A 16,333-nucleotide genomic window follows, 5' to 3' on the forward strand; every position below is an offset into this window, starting at 1 on the left:
CCTGCAGCTCGGCGGTCACCATCTCGGCGGGGCGGCCGCCGATGCGCTTGCCGAGGCCCAGGGCGGTGCGGCCGGCGAAGCCCAGCGGCACGGAGGCGAGCTTGGCCGAGCGCACGACGGCCTTGCGGGGCAGGTCGGTCATTCGGGCACCTCCTCGGGCTGCGCTCGGCCAAGCTCGCCTCCGTGCCGCTGGGCTTCGCCGGCCGCACCGCCCTGGGCCTCGGCAAGCGCATCGGCGGCCGCCCCGCCGAGATGGTGACCGCCGAGCTGCAGGCGCGCACGGCCCAGCAGCTGTTCCAGGTGCTCGGCGAGCTCAAGGGCGGCGCGATGAAGTTCGGGCAGGCCATGTCGATCTTCGAGGCGGCCCTGCCCGAGGACCTCTCCGGGCCCTACCGGGTCATGCTCACCAAGCTGCAGGACAGCGCGCCGCCCATGCCGACGAGCTCGGTGCACGGCGTGCTGCGGGCCAGCCTCGGCGCCCGCTGGCGCAGCCGGTTCACCGAGTTCGACGACCAACCCGTCGCCTCGGCCTCGATCGGCCAGGTGCACCGCGGCGTGTGGGAGGACGGCCGCGAGGTGGCCGTCAAGATCCAGTACCCGGGTGCGGGCGCCGCCCTCATGAGCGACCTCCGCCAGATCTCGCGCGTGGCCAAGGTGGCCGCCGGCTGGGTGCCCGGCATCGAGCTCGGGCCGATCCTCGAGGAGCTGCGCGAGCGGATGGCCGAGGAGCTCGACTACCGCCTCGAGGCCCAGTCGCAGCGGGCCTTCGCAGCCGCGTTCCGCGACGACCCCGAGTTCGCCGTGCCCGACGTCGTCGAGGGCGCCGAGCACGTCATCGTCTCCGAGTGGCTCGAAGGCCTGCCGCTCTCTCGCATCATCGAGTCGGGCACGCCCGAGCAGCGCGACGCCGCCTCCCAGCTCTACCTCGAGTTCCTGCTCGCGGGTCCGGCGCGGGCCGGGCTGCTGCACGCCGACCCGCACCCCGGCAACTTCCGCATCACGCCCGACGGGCGCCTCGGGATCATCGACTTCGGCGCGGTCAACCGGCTGCCCGGTGGGATGCCCGCCGAGATCGGCCCGCTGCTGACGACGGGCCTGAGCGGCAGCGCCGAGGAGGTGCTCGACGGCCTGCGCGAGCTCGGCTTCGTCCGTTCGGGCATCGACATCGACGCGCGGCGGCTGCTCGACTACCTCGAGCCGTTCATGGCCCCGTTCCGCACCGACGAGTTCACCTTCAGCCGGGAGTGGCTGCGCGGGGTCTTCGCCCACATCAACGACCCGCGGCAGCCGAACTACGCCGTCGCGTTCAAGCTGAACCTGCCGCGCGAGTACCTGCTCATCCACCGTGTCTGGGGCGGCGGCATCGGGGTGCTCTCCCAGCTCGGCGGCACGGTGCGGGGGCGCGAGGCGGTGGACGCCCTCCTGCCCGGTGCCGACCTGCCGCCGATCGAGGAGCTGCCGGCCGTTGACGAGCCGGGCGCCGACGCCGACGCCTGAACCGTCCCCAGGGCCCGTCGGAACGGCGAAACCTCCTGGGCCGCAAAGAACGTCAGCGGCCCGCTCGGGACCGGTGGCTCACCACCAGGTGGGGTCGAGCTTGCTCTCGATGGAGCGGACGTGCTCGCGGCTGCACGCCACGCACGTCCAGGTCGTGCGACCGCGCTCGGTGCCGCGGCTCCACGACAGGAGGGCCTCCGCGCGGGAGGTGACGCGTCCGCACGAGCCGCACGCCATGGGGGCGTCGGTGGGGGCTGCGTCGGTGGGGCTGGTGGACGCCGCGTCCTGCGCTGCGTCGGTGTGCGAGGTGACCATGGGGATCTCCCTTCTCCTCACTTCGAGTATCCGCCGCGGAAGGGCGTCGCGTGGGAGCCACGCCACGACGGGCGGGGAGGGAGGGGGCGCTCAGCGGGAGGCCGGCCCGGGCATCGGGAGCTCGAGGCTCCCCGGGAACGCGGAACCGCGGGTGACGTGCGCGTCACCCGCGGCTCGCTCACTTGCGTTCAGTTGTGTGGTGCTGGTGGTGCTGGTCGTGACGTCCCGGTCGGCCGGGACCTGCGTCACTTCTGGCTGTGGCGTCGACTGGCGCGGATCTCCTGCGCGATCAGCCGGGCGCTGCGACGGATGCCGCTGCGCTCCTGGCGCTGACTGCGCTGGTTGATCCGGTCGCGAGCCAGCATCTCGAGCTGGTTCATGACGGTCTCCTCGTCTGCGAAGAATTCGGGTGGTCGTGTCGTGGTCGGTGGTCGGCTGGTCCATGTGGGTCGCGTCGCGTCACAGGATCAGGCGGCCACGGGGTGCTTGCGCGGACGGCCGCGGGGTCGCTTCCTCGCGACGACGGCGCCCTGGACGAGCAGCTGCCCGCCCCAGACACCCCACGGCTCCTGGCGCTCGAGGGCGCCGGCGAGGCACTGGACCCGTGCGGGGCAGAGCCCGCAGAGGGTCTTGGCGAACTCGACGTCCTCCGGTCGCTCGGCGAACCAGAGCTCGGCGTCGTAGTCGCGGCACGGGATGGTCTCCCCGACCTGCTCGGCCTCGGTCCTCATGTCGATCAGTTCGCTCAGCTGCATCGTTCTCACCTCCGTCTCCGGGGCTCCCGTGGTGAGGCGCCCCTGCTCACTCGTTGTCGTCGTGCTCTCGGTTCGGGTCCGAAGGCCGGCACCGGTGGTGCGGGTCTCGGTCCTGCTGCTCGGCATCCGAGGAGTCATCTCTGTGTCCCTGATCTGTCGTGTCTGTCGCGGCACCCGGTCGGGCGCTGCTGCGTGGTGGCGGTTACTGCGGTGGAGCGGCAATCGGTCCTGAAAGGTGTCCGGGAAACACGAAGGCCGCGGACCCGGTGATGTCGGGTTCGCGGCCTGGAGGTGAGGCTGAGGTCTGGGTGTCAGACCGGTGGCCTCCCAGTGCGGGAGCGAACGACATCGGTGGTCTTGTAGGCGGGGGCGAACGTGCGGCCGAGGACCGAGACGTCTCCCGTGATCGGGGCGCGGAGATCGGCGACACGACCGCCCTGGACGGCGGCGGACACAGCGGTCCCCTGGCCCTCGAACGTGGAGTGCGCAAGACGGATCGGGCCGGCAACGCGCGGACGCACGGAAAGGACGCAGGAAACTGCGTTCATCGTCATCGTGGTGATGTCCATCAGGCCGACCCTCCTATCTCTGTCTCGCGAACCCCAGCTGGCCACCTGAGCCACTGGGCTTGACGTCCTAAAGGGTACGCGGGGCGTGAGTTGCCGAACAACTCATTTATCGAAGATTTCCGAAGTTTTTTCACGCGATCTCAAGGAATCGCGGATTCCTTTGCGGCAGAGCGGCTTTCGAGCAGCACTTCTGGGTCAGCCCCGCCGAGGATGGCGAGCACGTCCGCGCCGTACTGCTCGATCTTGCGCGCGCCGACGCCGCTGATGGCCGCCAGGCCGGCGTCGTCGGAGGGGGCGTCCTCGGCGATCGCGGTCAGCGTGGCGTCGGTGAAGACGACGTACGCCGGCACGCTCGCCGCCCGCGCGACCGCCAGCCGCCACGTGCGCAGGCGCTCGAAGGTGGCCTCGTCGTAGGTGGGCGGGCACGCGTCGCACCGGCCCGTCTTGCGCTGGGCCGCCGTGCTCAGCTCGGTGCCGCAGCCGCGGCAGAAGGCCAGCCGTGCCTGCTTCGGGGCGGAACGGCGAGAGCCACCGCTGCGCGGCTCGGCCCGGGCGGCGGACCCGAGGATGTCGGTGGCCGGGGCGAGGAAGCGCGAGACGCGTCGGGTGGCGCGGGCGCCGGGGGTGCGCGCCGAGGACCACGAGACGAACAGCCGGCGCCGGGCGCGGGTCAGCCCGACGTAGAGCAGACGTCGCTCCTCCTCGACCGCCTCGGGGCCCTCGGCCATCGAGATCGGGATGAGCCCGTCGGAGGCGCCGACGAGGAAGACGGTGTCCCACTCGAGGCCCTTGGCCGCGTGCAGGCTCGCGAGCGTCACGCCCTGGACGGCCGGTGCGTGCTGCTCGGCGGCGCGCCGGTCGAGCTCGGCGACGAGCTCGGGCAGCCGGGCCTCGGGGGCCGCGGCCACCATGTCGTCGGCCAGCGTGGCGAGGGCGCTGAGGGACTCCCAGCGCTCACGCGTCGCTCCGCCGCCGGACGGCGGCTCCGGCGACCAACCGGCGCCGGTGATGACGTCGCGGGTGATGCTGCCGAGCGACTTCTCGCCGTCGTCGCTGCGGGCGGCTCCGCGCAGCAGCAGGATGGCGTCGCGGACCTCCTTGCGCGAGAAGAACCGCTCGCCGCCCCGCACGAGGTAGGGCACGTCGGCGTCGGTGAGGGCCGACTCGAAGGCCGCCGACTGGGCGTTGGTGCGGAACAGCACGGCGATCTCGGCCGCCTCGTGCCCGTCGTCGACGAGGGCCCGGACGCGGGCGGCGACCGCCGCGGCCTCGGCCGGGTCGTCGGCGTGCGACAGCAGCTCGGGGACCGGGCCGTTCTCGCCCTGGGCCTGCAGGCGCACCGCACCCTCGCGGGCCGCCTGGGTGCCCGAGCCGACGATGGTGTTGGCGAGCGCCACGATCTGCGGCGAGGACCGGTAGTTGCGCACGAGCCGCACGACGTGGGCCCCGCGGAAGCGCTTGGGGAAGCCGACGAGGTGGCGCGGGCTGGCCCCGGTGAAGGAGTAGATGGTCTGGGCGGGGTCGCCGACGACGGTGATGTCGGTGCGCTCGCCGAGCCAGAGGTCGAGGAGCCGCTGCTGGAGGTCGTTGACGTCCTGGTACTCGTCGACGACTAACTGGCGGTACTGCGAGCGGACGGCGCGGGCGATGTCGTCGCGCTCGTCGAGGATGCCCACGGTGAGCAGCAGGACGTCCTCGAAGTCGATGACGCCGCGCCGCTGCTTGACGTCCTCGTAGGCCTCGAAGAGGCGCGCCATCGCCGTGTGGTCGACGCCGGGGGGCTCGCGCCGAGCCTCGCGGGCGCGCGTCGCGTAGGACTGGGGCGTCAGGAGGTTGACCTTGGCCCACTCGACCTCGGCCGCGAGGTCGCGGATGGTCGTGCGGTCGAACTGCATGCGCAGCCGGGAGGCGGCCTCGGCGACGGCCGGCGCCTTATGGCTCATGACCTCCGGGGCCGCGCCGCCGATGGCCTGCGGCCAGAAGTAGTGCAGCTGGCGCAGGGCCGCGGCGTGGAACGTGCGGGCCTGCACCCCGGCGACGCCGAGCCCCCGCAGGCGCGTGCGCATCTCCCCTGCAGCACGGGCCGTGAAGGTCAGGGCGAGGACGCGCTGGGGCTGCTGGGCGCCCGAGTGCACCGCGTAGGCGATGCGGTGGGTGATGGCGCGCGTCTTGCCGGTGCCGGCTCCGGCGAGGATGCAGAGCGGGCCGGCCGGGGCGAGCGCGACCTCGCGCTGCTCGGGGTCGAGGCCGGCGAGGATCTCGTCGGCCGAGCGGACCGGTCCGGCGGGCTGTGCGGGCTGAGCGGGCGGTGCGGCGTTCAGGAGCGATCACCCTTCGGGCGGTGGCCGGCTGCGGCGAGGACGTCGGCGGCGTGGTCGGGCACGTAGTTCTGGTCGCCCTGCGGCGGGCGTTCGTACCCACGGGGGGCGGGGCGCTCGGGCACCGGCGGCACGTCGGGCGTCATCGGCTCGTGCGGGATGGAGGTGAGCAGGTGGTGCATGACGTTGACGCGCGAGCGCCGCTTGTCCTCGGACTCGACGACGTGCCACGGCGCCCACTCGGTGCTCGTCGCGGCCATCATGAGGTCCTTGGCCTCGGAGTAGTCCTCCCACCGGGTGATGGACTCGAGGTCCATCGGCGAGAGCTTCCACTGGCGCATGGGGTCCTTGGCGCGGGAGCGGAACCGCCGTTCCTGCTCGATGTCGGAGACGCTGAACCAGTACTTGCGCAGGATGATGCCGTCGTCGACGAGCATCTGTTCGAAGACCGGGGCCTGGGCCAGGAAGCGGTGGTACTGCTCGTCGGTGCAGAAGCCCATGACCCGCTCGACGCCGGCGCGGTTGTACCAGGACCGGTCGAACAGGACGATCTCGCCGGCCGCGGGCAGGTGCCCGACGTAGCGCTGGAAGTACCACTGGCTGCGCTCGCGGTCAGTGGGCGCGGGCAGCGCCGCGATGCGGGCGGCACGAGGGTTGAGGTACTCGGTGATGCGCTTGATCGCCGAGCCCTTGCCTGCGGCGTCGCGGCCCTCGAACACGACGACGACGCGCTGCCCGGTGGCCCGCACCCACTCCTGGAACGAGACGAGCTCGGACTGGAGGCGCCGGACCTCGGCCTCGTAGACCCCGAGGTCCATCTTCCGGGGTCGTTTTGCACCGTGCGCGGCCATGGAGTCATCCTTGCATCGAGGGACGACACGTGCGACGGGCCGTCCCCAGCCGTCACGAGAACCGTGCGGCGACGCAGATCCGGCCCGCACGGACGGACGAGGAGAAGGAACGGCATGCCGAAGGTCACCCCCGACGAGGGCTCGATCACGATGTTCACGACGACGTGGTGCGGCTACTGCACCCGGCTCAAGGGCCAGCTGACGCGTGAGGGCGTGCCGTTCACCGAGATCGACCTCGAGGCCAACCCCGAGCACGTCGACTACGTCGAGCAGGTCAACGCCGGCAACCGCACGGTCCCGACGGTCGTGTTCCCCGACGGCACGGCCGCGACGAACCCCTCCCTCGCCGAGGTCAAGCAGCGCCTCGCCGTCTGACGCGGGCTGACGAGGGCTGACGCGGGCTGACGCGTCGGGCGGGCTCACCAGCGCGGCGACGCGCCACCGGTGACCGACTCGACGGTGGCGCCGAGCCACCGCTCGATGATCCGCTTGGCGATGGAGATCCCGCTCGGGGTGCGGATCGTGCCGCCCACGAGCAGGTCGCGGTACTCCTCGCGCGTGACCCACCGGGCCTCGGCGATCTCGGCGGGGTCGAGGACGAGCTCGGTGGTCCTCGTCGCGGCCGCGAAGCCGATCATGACCGACGACGGGAACGGCCACGGCTGGTTGCCGAGGTAGCGGGCGCCGTCGATGACGACGCCGACCTCCTCGCGGACCTCCCGCGCCACGGCGGCCTCGAAGGACTCGCCCGGCTCGACGAAGCCGGCGAGCACGGAGAAGCGCCCCTCGGGCCACTGCGCGCCGCGACCGAGCAGCAGCCGGTCCTCGGGGTCGACGACCGACATGATGACGGCGGGGTCGGTGCGCGGGTAGTGCTCGCTGCCGTCGGCCGTGCATCGGCGCACCCAGCCGGCCTGCACCGCCTCGGTGCGGGCGCCGCAGCGGGGGCAGAACCGGTGCGAGGCGTGCCAGTGGGCCAGCGCGAGCGCCGTGGTGAACACGCCGGCGTCGCGCGCGGCCATCGCCTCGCCCGCCTGGCGCAGGGTCAGCCAGCCGTCCGACGCGTCGGAGGCGGCCGCGCCGTCGGCCCCGTCCGGGCCCGCAGCCGGCGGCGCGACGACGGCCACGTGGGCCACCCCGTCGGCGTCGCGCCCGAGGTGCAGGACGAGGCGCTCGGCGTCGGCGGCCTCGGGGGCGCGGGAGGACAGGGCGAGCGAGCCGCGCCCGTCGTCGACGGTGTGGAGGCGGTCGCCCCGGACCTCGACGACGCGGGTGCGCGGGTCCGCGAGGAGCGTCGGCACGGCGTCGGGGCGGCCCCGCTCGTGGGCGGCGCGGTCGAGGGTGCCCCGGGAGAGCGCGAGATCCTGCAGGGTGTCGTCGACCTGGGCCACGCCCCCACCCTAGGACGCGTGCCGCTCGGCCGCTGCGGGGCGTCCGGCCGGGCGTCCGCCACGGCGCCCGACGGGTCGCCCGGCCGCGGCGGCACGACCGGCCCGGCACTCCACCTCCCACGATCGGACCGGCACGCGGCCTACCGTGGTCGCGTGACGCGCAGCCCCTTGTTCCTCGCCGCCCTGGCGAGCTCTGCCGTGCCGGGCCTCGACCCGGCGTCGGTCCGGGGTGTCGCCGCGCACCCCGACGACCGCTTCGAGGTCGCCCACGTCCGCGACCGCCAGGAGCGCGAGTGGGTCGTCAAGGTGCCCCGCACCGCCGGCGCCGGCGCCCAGCTCGACGACGTCGTCGCCCTCTCGGGACTGCTCGCCCGGCGCCTCGACCTCGCCGTTCCGGCCTACCACGGCCACGCACCCGTCGCCGAGGGCCGGGCCGCCGTCTACCCGCGGCTCAGCGGTCGTCCGCTCGACTTCGCCGGGCTGCCGCCGGGACCGCTCGCCGAGGCCGTCGGGCGCGCCCTCGCGCACGTGCACAACGTCGAGCACCTGCTCTACGAGGAGGCGGGCCGGCCCACCTACGACGCCGAGACGCACCGCCACCGCAGACTGTCCGACCTCGACCGCGCCGCCGCCACCGGGCACGTGCCCACCGGCCTGCTGACCCGCTGGGAACGGCTCCTCGAGGACGTCTCCGTGTGGCGCTTCGCCCCCACCGCCGTGCACGGCACCTTCACCGGCGCCAACGTCCTCGCCGAGTTCGACGACGACGAGGACGCCTCGAGCGGACGCGTCGTGGGCCTGCTCGCGTGGGAGGAGTCGCGGGTCGGCGACCCCGCCGACGACTTCGCCGACCTCGTGGCCTCGCTCGACCCCGACACCTTCGACACCGTCCTTTCTGCCTACGCCGAGTCGCGGGTCGAGCGGCCCGACGGTCATCTCGTGCGGCGGGCCCGACTCGCCGCGGAGATGGCCGCGCTCGCCACGCTCCTGCAGGCCTCGGCCGAGGGGCGCACCGACGCCGTCGAGCGCACCGCGGCCCTGCTCCGCGAGCTCGACGAGCACGTCCAGGAGCTCGACGCCGAGTACGAGCGCGAGGACGCCGTGCGCAGCGAGCGGACGCGCGCCGCCCTCCCGCACGGTGACGCAGGCGACCTCGACCCCGACGACCCCGAGCGGCCGCTCCCCCGTAGCGACCGTAGCGACGCCCAGCCCGGCGCTGCCTTCCCGATGCTCGCCGAGACCCAGGCCGTCCCGATGGCCGCGCTGCTGCGCGACGGCCCCGCACCGCAGACCCAGGCCGTCCCGATGGCCCCGCTGCTGCGCGACGAGCCCGAGACCACCGCCGACGCGGGCACGGACTCCGGCGCGGCCGAGGTGGCCGACGCGGCGGCCGACCGGTCGGTGCAGCGGGGCGCCGCCACAGTGCTCATCGACCCCGCCGTGCACGCGCCGCTGGACGACGAGACGGCCGCCGGCGAGGTCCCGACCGGCACCGAGGACGCACCGCCGGACCCGTCGCCGCAGCCCTCGGAGCCACCGACCGCCGCGCCTGCCGCCGAGCCCGAGACGCGTGAGGCACCCCAGACGCCCGAGACGCCCGAGACGCCGGGAGCGCCGGTCGCCCACCGCCCCGAGCCGGTGCCGTACGTCGACGCCACGGACTCCTCGCCCTTCGAGATCGACGAGGTGGAGGCGCTGCCCGAGGCCTCGACGGGGTCCGGTCGCGCGGGCTGAACCGCGCCGGGTGCCGCCGGGTGCCGCCGGGTGCCGCCGGGTGCCGCCGGGTGCCGCCGGGTGCCGCCGGGTGCCGCCGGGTGCCGCCGGGTGTCGCCGGGTCAGTCCGGCAGGGTCCGGAGCAGGTCGAGCAGCTGCTGCTCCCCCGGCACCTCGGGGCGCACCGTGACGCCCTCGGCCGCGTAGTAGAAGGCGGCGTCGACCTGCTCGGGCGGCACGCCGCGGAGCCGGGCGAAGGCGAGGGCGTACGCCCCGAGCTGCAGGGCCCGCACCGATGCGTCGCGGCCGGTCGGGCGCGCGCCGGTCTTCCAGTCGACGACGGTGAAGCCGCCGTCGGGGCGGCGGAACACGGCGTCGACGCGGCCGCGCACGGCGATGCCGTCGACGACGGTCTCGATCGACAGCTCGACCTCCTCGGGCACCATCCCGGCCCACTCGCTGGCGAGGAAGTGGTCCTTCATGGCGTCGAGGTCGGCGTCGTCGGCGGCGCCCTCGTCGGCGCTGCCGGGCAGGTCGAAGAGGTCGACGATGGCAGCCCGTGAGTAGTGCTCCTCGACCCAGGCGTGGAACGCCGTTCCCTGCCGGGCCGCGAGCGCCGGTGGCTGCGGCATGGGGCGGCGCAGCGACATGGCGAACGCCTCGACGTCGCGGGCGAGCGACACGACGGCCGAGGCCGACAGGTGGCGCGGCACGTCGACGACGGGCTCCTGCCCCCGGGCGCGGCGCGCCGCGCGCTCGGCGAGCAGGAGGCGGAGGTCATCTACCCGCGGGTCACCTTGCGGTACAGGCACGCCCGCGTCCATGACCGTTGCAAGCCGCGAGGCGACGCCTTCGAGCGCGACCCGGCGCTCGCCCATCGGGTCGTGGGGCCACGTCGCGGAGACCGGTACGGCCAGGTGCGGGTTGGTCGGCGGCGCGGCCTTGCCCTTGGCGTCGACGAACGGCTCGGGCGCCGGCTCCCAGTGGGTGCGGGTGACCTCGGCGGGCATCGCCTCGCACACCTCCGTGAGGAAGCGCGAGGGCACCGAGAGGGTCTTCTTCGTGGTGCCCCACACGTGGCACGACAGGAGCATCTCCGAGCGGGCCCGGGTGAGCGCCACGTAGGCGAGGCGGCGCTCCTCGGCCACGGCGTGCCGGCCGCCGTCGAGGACGAAGGTGTCGATGGCCACGCCGAGCGCCTTGCGGTCGGGGACGCTGCGCCAGTCGAGGAAGGGCAGGCCGTCGCGGTCGCCGCGCAGGTCGTAGGGCACGGAGTCGAGGCCGACGAGCCAGCCCTTGTCCTTGGGCTCCCCCGCGCAGGCGTACTCGACCGGGTCGGACTCGTCGACGACCGACACCGACGTGGCGGAGTGGGCCGGGAAGACGCCCTCGACGAGCGAGGGCACGGCGACGACGTCCCACTCCAGGCCCTTGGCCGCGTGCACGGTGAGCACCTGGACGGCGTCGGCGTCGGACTCGACGTGGCCGGCGTCGAGGCCGCGCTCCTGGTCGCGCGCGGCGTCGAGCCAGGACAGGAACCCCGACAGCGTCGGGCGGTCCGAGCTCGTGGCGTAGCGGGCGGCGACGTCGGCGAACGCGTCGAGGTGGACGCGGGCCGTGGACGCCGTGTGCTCGGCCCGCGCCAGCACCTCGACGTCGAGGCCGATCGCCACCTCGGCCTCGCCGACGAGGTCGACGAGGGGCAGCGCGGTGAGGCGCCGGAGCCGGCGCACGACGTCGGCGAGGTCGTGGAGGCGGCGCAGCGCCTCGTCGCCGATGCGGGCACCGTCGCGGCCGGTCCAGCCCGGGCGCGGCAGCTCGTCGAGGGCCTCGACGAGCGTCGCGGTGTCGGCGCTGTCGGAGGCGAGGTCGGACCCGCGGCGGTCCGACGCGTCGTCGGCGTCCACGGCCGCAGCGTCGGAGGTGCCGGCAGCAACGGGAGCCGCCCCGGGCCCGGAGGTCGACGCGTCGCCGAGCGCCTGGAGCGCCTCGAGCGGCAGCGCGCCCTGCGTGGTCGGCGCCGCCCCGACGCGCCACGGCCGCGAGTGCAGCTCGCGCGCCCACGACCACAGCCCGGCGAGGTCGGCGGCACCGAGCCGGACGACCGGCCCGGTGAGCAGGCGCATCAGCATGTCGCCGCGGGTGGGGTCCTGGACGACCCAGAGGGCCGCGACGAGGTCGCTGACCTCGGGGGTGACGAGCAGGCCACCGAGCCCGACGACCTCGACGGGGAGGTGGTGGCGCCGGAGGGCCTCGAGGACGATCGGGAAGCTGGACCGGCGCCGGCACAGCACCGCGGCGGAGCGCCCGGTGCGCCGCCCGGACGGCGTGCTCCACCGGCTCGCGATCCACGCCGCGACGTGCTCGGCCTCGGCCTCGGCGGTGTCGAGGCGGGCCACCGAGATGGCCCCGCGGCCGGCGTCGGGGCGGGCCCGCAGCGGCTGGACGTGCTCGGTGGCGAGCGGGCCGGCGGTGACGTTGGCGGCCTCGAGGATCGCGGCGTCGTTGCGCCAGCTCGTCGACAGCGGCAGCACCGACGCCGGGCCGGACGCGTCGGAGAACTCGCCGGGGAAGCGCAGCAGCGTCGTGGCGGACGCGCCGCGCCAGCCGTAGATCGACTGGTTGGGGTCGCCGACGGCGGTCAGGGCGACGTCGCGGTGGTGGAAGAGCGAGCGCAGCAGCGCGAGCTGGGCCTCGGAGGTGTCCTGGAACTCGTCGAGGAGCACGGCCCGGAACCGTTCGCGCTCGGTGGCCCCCACCGCGGGTACCGAGCCGGACAGCCGCGCGGCGACGGCCATCTGGTCGGCGAAGTCGAGCGACTCGCGCTCGCGCTTGAGGTCGAGGAACGACTGGACGATGGGCAGCACCGTGCGCCGCTCGCTCAGCACGGCGAGGGCGTCGCGGGCCGGCGTGGTGCTGCCACGGCCCTCGCCGTCGGGCAGCGACTCGAGCCGCGCGATGACGGCGTCGAGGTGCTCGGTGACCTCGGCCGGCGTGCGCACGTGCTCGGCCATCTCGCCGGCGAGCGCCATGACCGCGGAGATGACGGTCGACTCGCTCTTGACGACGTCCTCCATGGGCCCGTCCCAGCGCGCGACCGCCTCGGCCGCCAGCTGCCAGGCGCCGGCCTCGGTGAGCACCCGGTACTCGGGCTCGATGCCGACGCGCAGGGCGTGCTCACGCACGAGACGCCCGGCGTAGGCGTGGTAGGTGGACACGGTCGGCGTGCCGCCGAGCACCTCGGCGCCGGTGCCGTCGTCGGCGGGGGGCTCCCAGAGGCCTGCCCGGACGAGGCCGCGCAGGCGCTTGCCGATGCGCTGGCTCAGCTCGGCGGCGGCCTTTCGGGTGAAGGTGAGGCCGAGCACCTGGTCGGGGGCGACGAGGTCGTTGGCGACGAGCCAGACGACGCGGGCGGCCATCGTCTCGGTCTTGCCCGAGCCGGCACCCGCGACGACGAGGAGTGGCCGCGGGCCGGCCTCGATGACGGCGGCCTGCTCGGGGGTCGGCGGCGGCATGCCGAGGGCTTGGGCGATGTCGAGCGCCGAGTGTCGCGGGGCGGCCCCGCCGGCCGCGTCGGCCGCGTGCGTCGCGTGCGTCGCGTCGGGCACGGACGTCTCCGTCGTCGTGGTCACAGGGCGTCCCCCTCGGGCTGGACCGGGCACGAGGAGCGCACCGGGCACGTCTCGCACGCCTTGCCCTGGGCGGCGACGAACTCCGCCGCACCCATCCCCTCGGCCGTCGACTCGACGAGCGAGCGCGCCCACGCGGGGTCGGGGCTCGCGTCGAGGGCCGGCTGGTCGAGCACGCTCGGCTTGAGGCCGGACAGCCCGGCCTTGCCGATGAAGGCGAGCGCGGCCCCGGCGCTGTGGGTGCCGAGCTCGGGGAAGCCGTTCTCCTCCACGGCCACCTGGTAGGCGCCGAGCTGGCCGTGCGCGGCGAGCTCGGCGCGCGACGGCTTGGAGGAGCCGGTCTTGAGGTCGACGATGCGGATGCCGCCGGCGGCGTTGCGCTCGATGCGGTCGACGCGGCCACCGAGCAGGGCACGCCCGACCGGCACCCGGAAGTCCTTCTCGATGCCGACCCGCTGCCAGGCCCCCTCGGCACCGTCGCGGTAGGACACGAAGCGGGCGACCATGTCGTGGGCCTCGCGACGGGTGCGCTCGGTGGTCCAGCCCGGCCGCAGGCCGAGCCGGCCCCAGCGGGCGTCGACCTCGGCACGCAGCTCGGCCAGGGAGGCGTCGGGCAGCTCGGCCACGACGTCGTGCACGAAGGTGCCGACCGACGCGGCGCCGAGCTGGGTGCCCTCGCCACCGACCGAGGTGAGGAACCAGCGCAGCCCGCAGTCGGAGAAGTAGGTGACCTTCGAGGGAGACACCGGCACCGGCTCGTCGGGCCGGCGGACCGGGCGGTCGTCGGTGAGCGGGCGCAGCGCCCACCACGACGCCGGGTCGGCGCCGCGGACGCCCGCCTGCGCGGCGGCGGCGAGGACGGCGAGCGCCGGCTCGGCCACACCCGGGTCGGGGTTGACGGCCTCGCGGCGCAGCTCGCCGACGAGGCCGGAGAGGGTCATGGTGCGGGCGACCTCGGAGTGCGGGCGCACCTCTGCCGCAACGCCTTCGCCCTCGGGCGGGTCGACGAGGTCGAGGTAGACCGAGGGCTGCTCGTCCTCGTTGCCGACGGCCGTGACGAGGAGGCGCTCGGTGGCCCGGGTGACGGCGACGTGGAACAGGCGGGTCTCGTCGTAGCGCACCTGCGCCTGGGCCGCGCGGAACCCGAGCGGTCGGTCGGCGACGACGGCGACGAGGTCCTCCGAGCCGAGCACCGAGCCGCGCAGGCGCAGGTCGGGCCACACGCCCTCCTGCACCCCGGCGACGACGACGATGCGCCACTGCCGCCCGGCCGCCGACTGGGGCGTCAGCAGCGAGACGCTGCCGCCGGCCTGGCCCCGGGCGGCGAGGGTGTCGCCGGGGACGTCCTGGCCGAGGACGTGGTCGAGGAACTTGTCGGGCCCGGCCGTGGGCAGCCGGTCGACGTAGGCGCCGGCGGCGTCGAAGAGGGCGAGCACGGCGTCGAGGTCGCGGTCGGCACGCTCGCCCGGCGGGCCGCCCGCGAGCGCGGTGCGGCGCCACGACTCGGCGACGCCGGCGCCCTGCCAGACCGCCCAGAGGACGGTCTCGGCGGTGACGCCGTTGCCCCACCGGCCCTGGGGCGTGAGGCGGGCCGCGGTGGCGCCCGAGGCGATGGCGTCGGCGACGCGCGCGGCCGCGCGCCCGACCGTGCCGAGCAGGTGCGCCCGCTGCGGCTCGAGCAGGAGGTCGGCGAGCAGCTCGTCGCTGGATCGCCCTCCGCCAGAGGCGAGCTCGTCCTGACGCAAGACGCGCCGGAGCCGGCGCAGGCCCACGGCGTCGGACCCGCCGACGGTCGAGAGCACGAGGTCGGCGGCGACCGTGGGGTCGATGGCGTGGCGGCCGCCGGCGACCTCGGCGCGGGCCACCGAGAGGCTCTCCTGCAGGATCGTCAGCAGCGGCCGCACCGCGCTCTCGTCGCGGACGGGCGTCTCGGCGGTGCCGGCGCTGACCGGCACGCCGGCCTGGGCCAGGGTGCGGCGCATCGTGTCGGCCCGGCCCGAGCCGCGGACGATGACGGCCATGTCGGTCCACGGCACGCCCTCGACGAGGTGGGCCCGGCGCAGCAGGCTGCCGACGTGGCTCGCCTCCTGCGCAGCCGAGCGGAGCAGGGCCACGGCGACGCGCTGGTCGGCGCCCGCGGCAGGCTGGTGGCGCCGCTGGTCGCCACCGCCGAGCGCCCCGATGCGCCGCGAGACCCGCTCGGCGACGGCGTCGAGGGCCGGGCCGAGCCGGTGGCCGTGCCCGAGGACGACGGTGTCGGTGTCGGTTTCCGTGGACGACGGCGGCACGGCGGAGCGTCGCCGAGGCTCGGCGAGGGCCTCCCACCCGTGGGCCAGGAAGCGCGGGTCGGCGCCGCGGAAGGTCTGGACGGCGACGTCGGGGTCGCCGAGGAGCACGACGCGGGGGCCGGCCGGCGCGACGACGCGCAGGAGGCGGGCCGCGGCGGCGGTGACCTCCTGGGCCTCGTCGACGACGACGAGGTCGAGGCGCGCGTGGAGGCGGTCGAGGGCGTCGGGGTCGTCCTCGAGGCGCTCGGCGACGGCGGTGAGCACCCACGCCGGGTCGTAGGAGCCGTGCCGGCTGAAGGAGGTGACCTGGTCGTACTCGCGCAGCACGTGCGCGGCGGCCACCCACTCGGGGCGCTCGTGCTCGACGCCGAGCCGGAGCAGCTCGTCGGGCCCCTGCCCGTGCTCGACGGCGCGCATGAGCAGGTCGCGCAGCTCGTTGCGGAACCCGCGCGTGGTCAGCGCCTCGCGCAGCGCGTCGGGCCAGTCGGGGCCGGGAACCTCGCCGGACGCGTGCCCGGCGAGGAGGTCGCGCAGGATGACGTCCTGCTCGGGGCCGTTGAGCAGGCGGGGGCTGGGGTCGCCGCGCAGTGCCGCCTCGGCGCGCAGGACCCCGAAGCCGAAGGCCTGCCACGTCCGCGCCAGCGGCTCGGTGGTGGTGCCCGCGAGGCGGGCCGTGACCCGCTGGCGAAGCCCCGCCGCCGCCGCCCGGCTCGAGGTGAGCAGCAGGCAGTGGTCGGCTCGGACGCCCCGGCGGACGGCGTCGGCGACGAGCTCGACGGCGAGGGTGGTCTTGCCGGTGCCGGGCGCGCCGAGGACCCGCAGGACGCGCGCGTCGGAGTCGAGCGCCGCCTGCTGGGAGGCGTCGAGGCGCACCTGCCGCGCGACCGGGACCGGGGCGCGACGCAGGATGACCACCGGAGGATTCCATCACGCCCCGCCGACACCCCGACGCCACCCCGCGATGGGCGAGTCGGGCGCTTTCTCCGTTTTCGGTGTGGCCCCGTGCG

The 16,333-nt window shown here is 75.2% G+C and carries 12 protein-coding genes; 3 read left to right on the top strand and 9 right to left on the bottom strand.

The genetic code is table 11. The annotated features are described in order from the left end of the window. Positions 1-183 precede the first annotated feature (183 nt). Entirely contained in the window at positions 184-1,497 is a 1,314-nt protein-coding gene (locus BIV28_RS13080) for an ABC1 kinase family protein (RefSeq protein ID WP_242652993.1), read from the top strand. Between the two features lie 78 nt (positions 1,498-1,575). Here BIV28_RS13080 and BIV28_RS13085 read toward each other — a convergent pair whose 3' ends face one another. From BIV28_RS13085 to ppk2, 6 genes are all read right to left on the bottom strand, one after another. Next, a complete protein-coding gene (locus BIV28_RS13085) occupies positions 1,576-1,812 on the bottom strand; it encodes a hypothetical protein (RefSeq protein ID WP_076262529.1) in 237 nt (78 codons plus the stop codon). 245 nt (positions 1,813-2,057) lie between these two features. Beyond that, positions 2,058-2,192: a hypothetical protein gene (locus BIV28_RS20455; RefSeq protein ID WP_278247775.1), complete on the bottom strand. Its 135-nt coding sequence runs from the start codon at positions 2,190-2,192 to the stop codon at positions 2,058-2,060. A gap of 87 nt (positions 2,193-2,279) precedes the next feature. Beyond that, a complete protein-coding gene (locus tag BIV28_RS13090) occupies positions 2,280-2,567 on the bottom strand; it encodes a WhiB family transcriptional regulator (RefSeq protein ID WP_076262531.1) in 288 nt (95 codons plus the stop codon). Between the two features lie 311 nt (positions 2,568-2,878). Beyond that, positions 2,879-3,136, bottom strand: a complete 258-nt coding sequence (locus BIV28_RS13095; RefSeq protein ID WP_076262532.1) for a hypothetical protein — start codon at positions 3,134-3,136, stop codon at positions 2,879-2,881. 140 nt (positions 3,137-3,276) lie between these two features. Further along, the gene (locus tag BIV28_RS13100; protein WP_076262534.1) at positions 3,277-5,394 is read right to left on the bottom strand and encodes an ATP-dependent DNA helicase UvrD2; all 2,118 of its coding nucleotides are present in this window, start codon (positions 5,392-5,394) and stop codon (positions 3,277-3,279) included. A gap of 59 nt (positions 5,395-5,453) precedes the next feature. Next, the gene (ppk2, locus tag BIV28_RS13105; RefSeq protein ID WP_076262535.1) at positions 5,454-6,305 is read right to left on the bottom strand and encodes a polyphosphate kinase 2; all 852 of its coding nucleotides are present in this window, start codon (positions 6,303-6,305) and stop codon (positions 5,454-5,456) included. A gap of 114 nt (positions 6,306-6,419) precedes the next feature. On the opposite strand from ppk2, the gene BIV28_RS13110 reads away from it, so the two are divergent. Then, on the top strand, positions 6,420-6,680 hold the full coding sequence (locus tag BIV28_RS13110; RefSeq protein ID WP_076262536.1) for a mycoredoxin: 261 nt from the start codon (positions 6,420-6,422) through the stop codon (positions 6,678-6,680). Between the two features lie 44 nt (positions 6,681-6,724). Here the strand turns inward: BIV28_RS13110 and nudC are convergent, their stop codons facing one another. Further along, positions 6,725-7,696 (bottom strand): NAD(+) diphosphatase, encoded by a 972-nt coding sequence (gene nudC, locus BIV28_RS13115; RefSeq protein WP_076262538.1) that lies wholly within the window; start codon positions 7,694-7,696, stop codon positions 6,725-6,727. A 153-nt stretch (positions 7,697-7,849) separates the two neighbouring features. Here nudC and BIV28_RS20035 point away from each other — a divergent pair, with 153 nt between their 5' ends. After that, the gene (locus BIV28_RS20035; protein WP_207555971.1) at positions 7,850-9,430 is read left to right on the top strand and encodes a phosphotransferase; all 1,581 of its coding nucleotides are present in this window, start codon (positions 7,850-7,852) and stop codon (positions 9,428-9,430) included. A 101-nt stretch (positions 9,431-9,531) separates the two neighbouring features. Here BIV28_RS20035 and BIV28_RS13120 read toward each other — a convergent pair whose 3' ends face one another. Together BIV28_RS13120 and BIV28_RS13125 are read right to left on the bottom strand one after the other, a co-directional pair. Then, complete coding sequence (locus BIV28_RS13120) at positions 9,532-13,041, bottom strand: ATP-dependent helicase (protein ID WP_242652995.1); 3,510 nt, start codon at positions 13,039-13,041, stop codon at positions 9,532-9,534. Then, entirely contained in the window at positions 13,038-16,241 is a 3,204-nt protein-coding gene (locus BIV28_RS13125; protein ID WP_076262540.1) for an ATP-dependent helicase, read from the bottom strand. The genes BIV28_RS13120 and BIV28_RS13125 overlap by 4 nt, the downstream gene beginning before the upstream one ends. Between the last annotated feature and the right edge of the window lie 92 nt (positions 16,242-16,333).

The organism is Intrasporangium flavum (assembly GCF_001956915.1).
Taxonomy (GTDB): domain Bacteria; phylum Actinomycetota; class Actinomycetes; order Actinomycetales; family Dermatophilaceae; genus Monashia; species Monashia flava.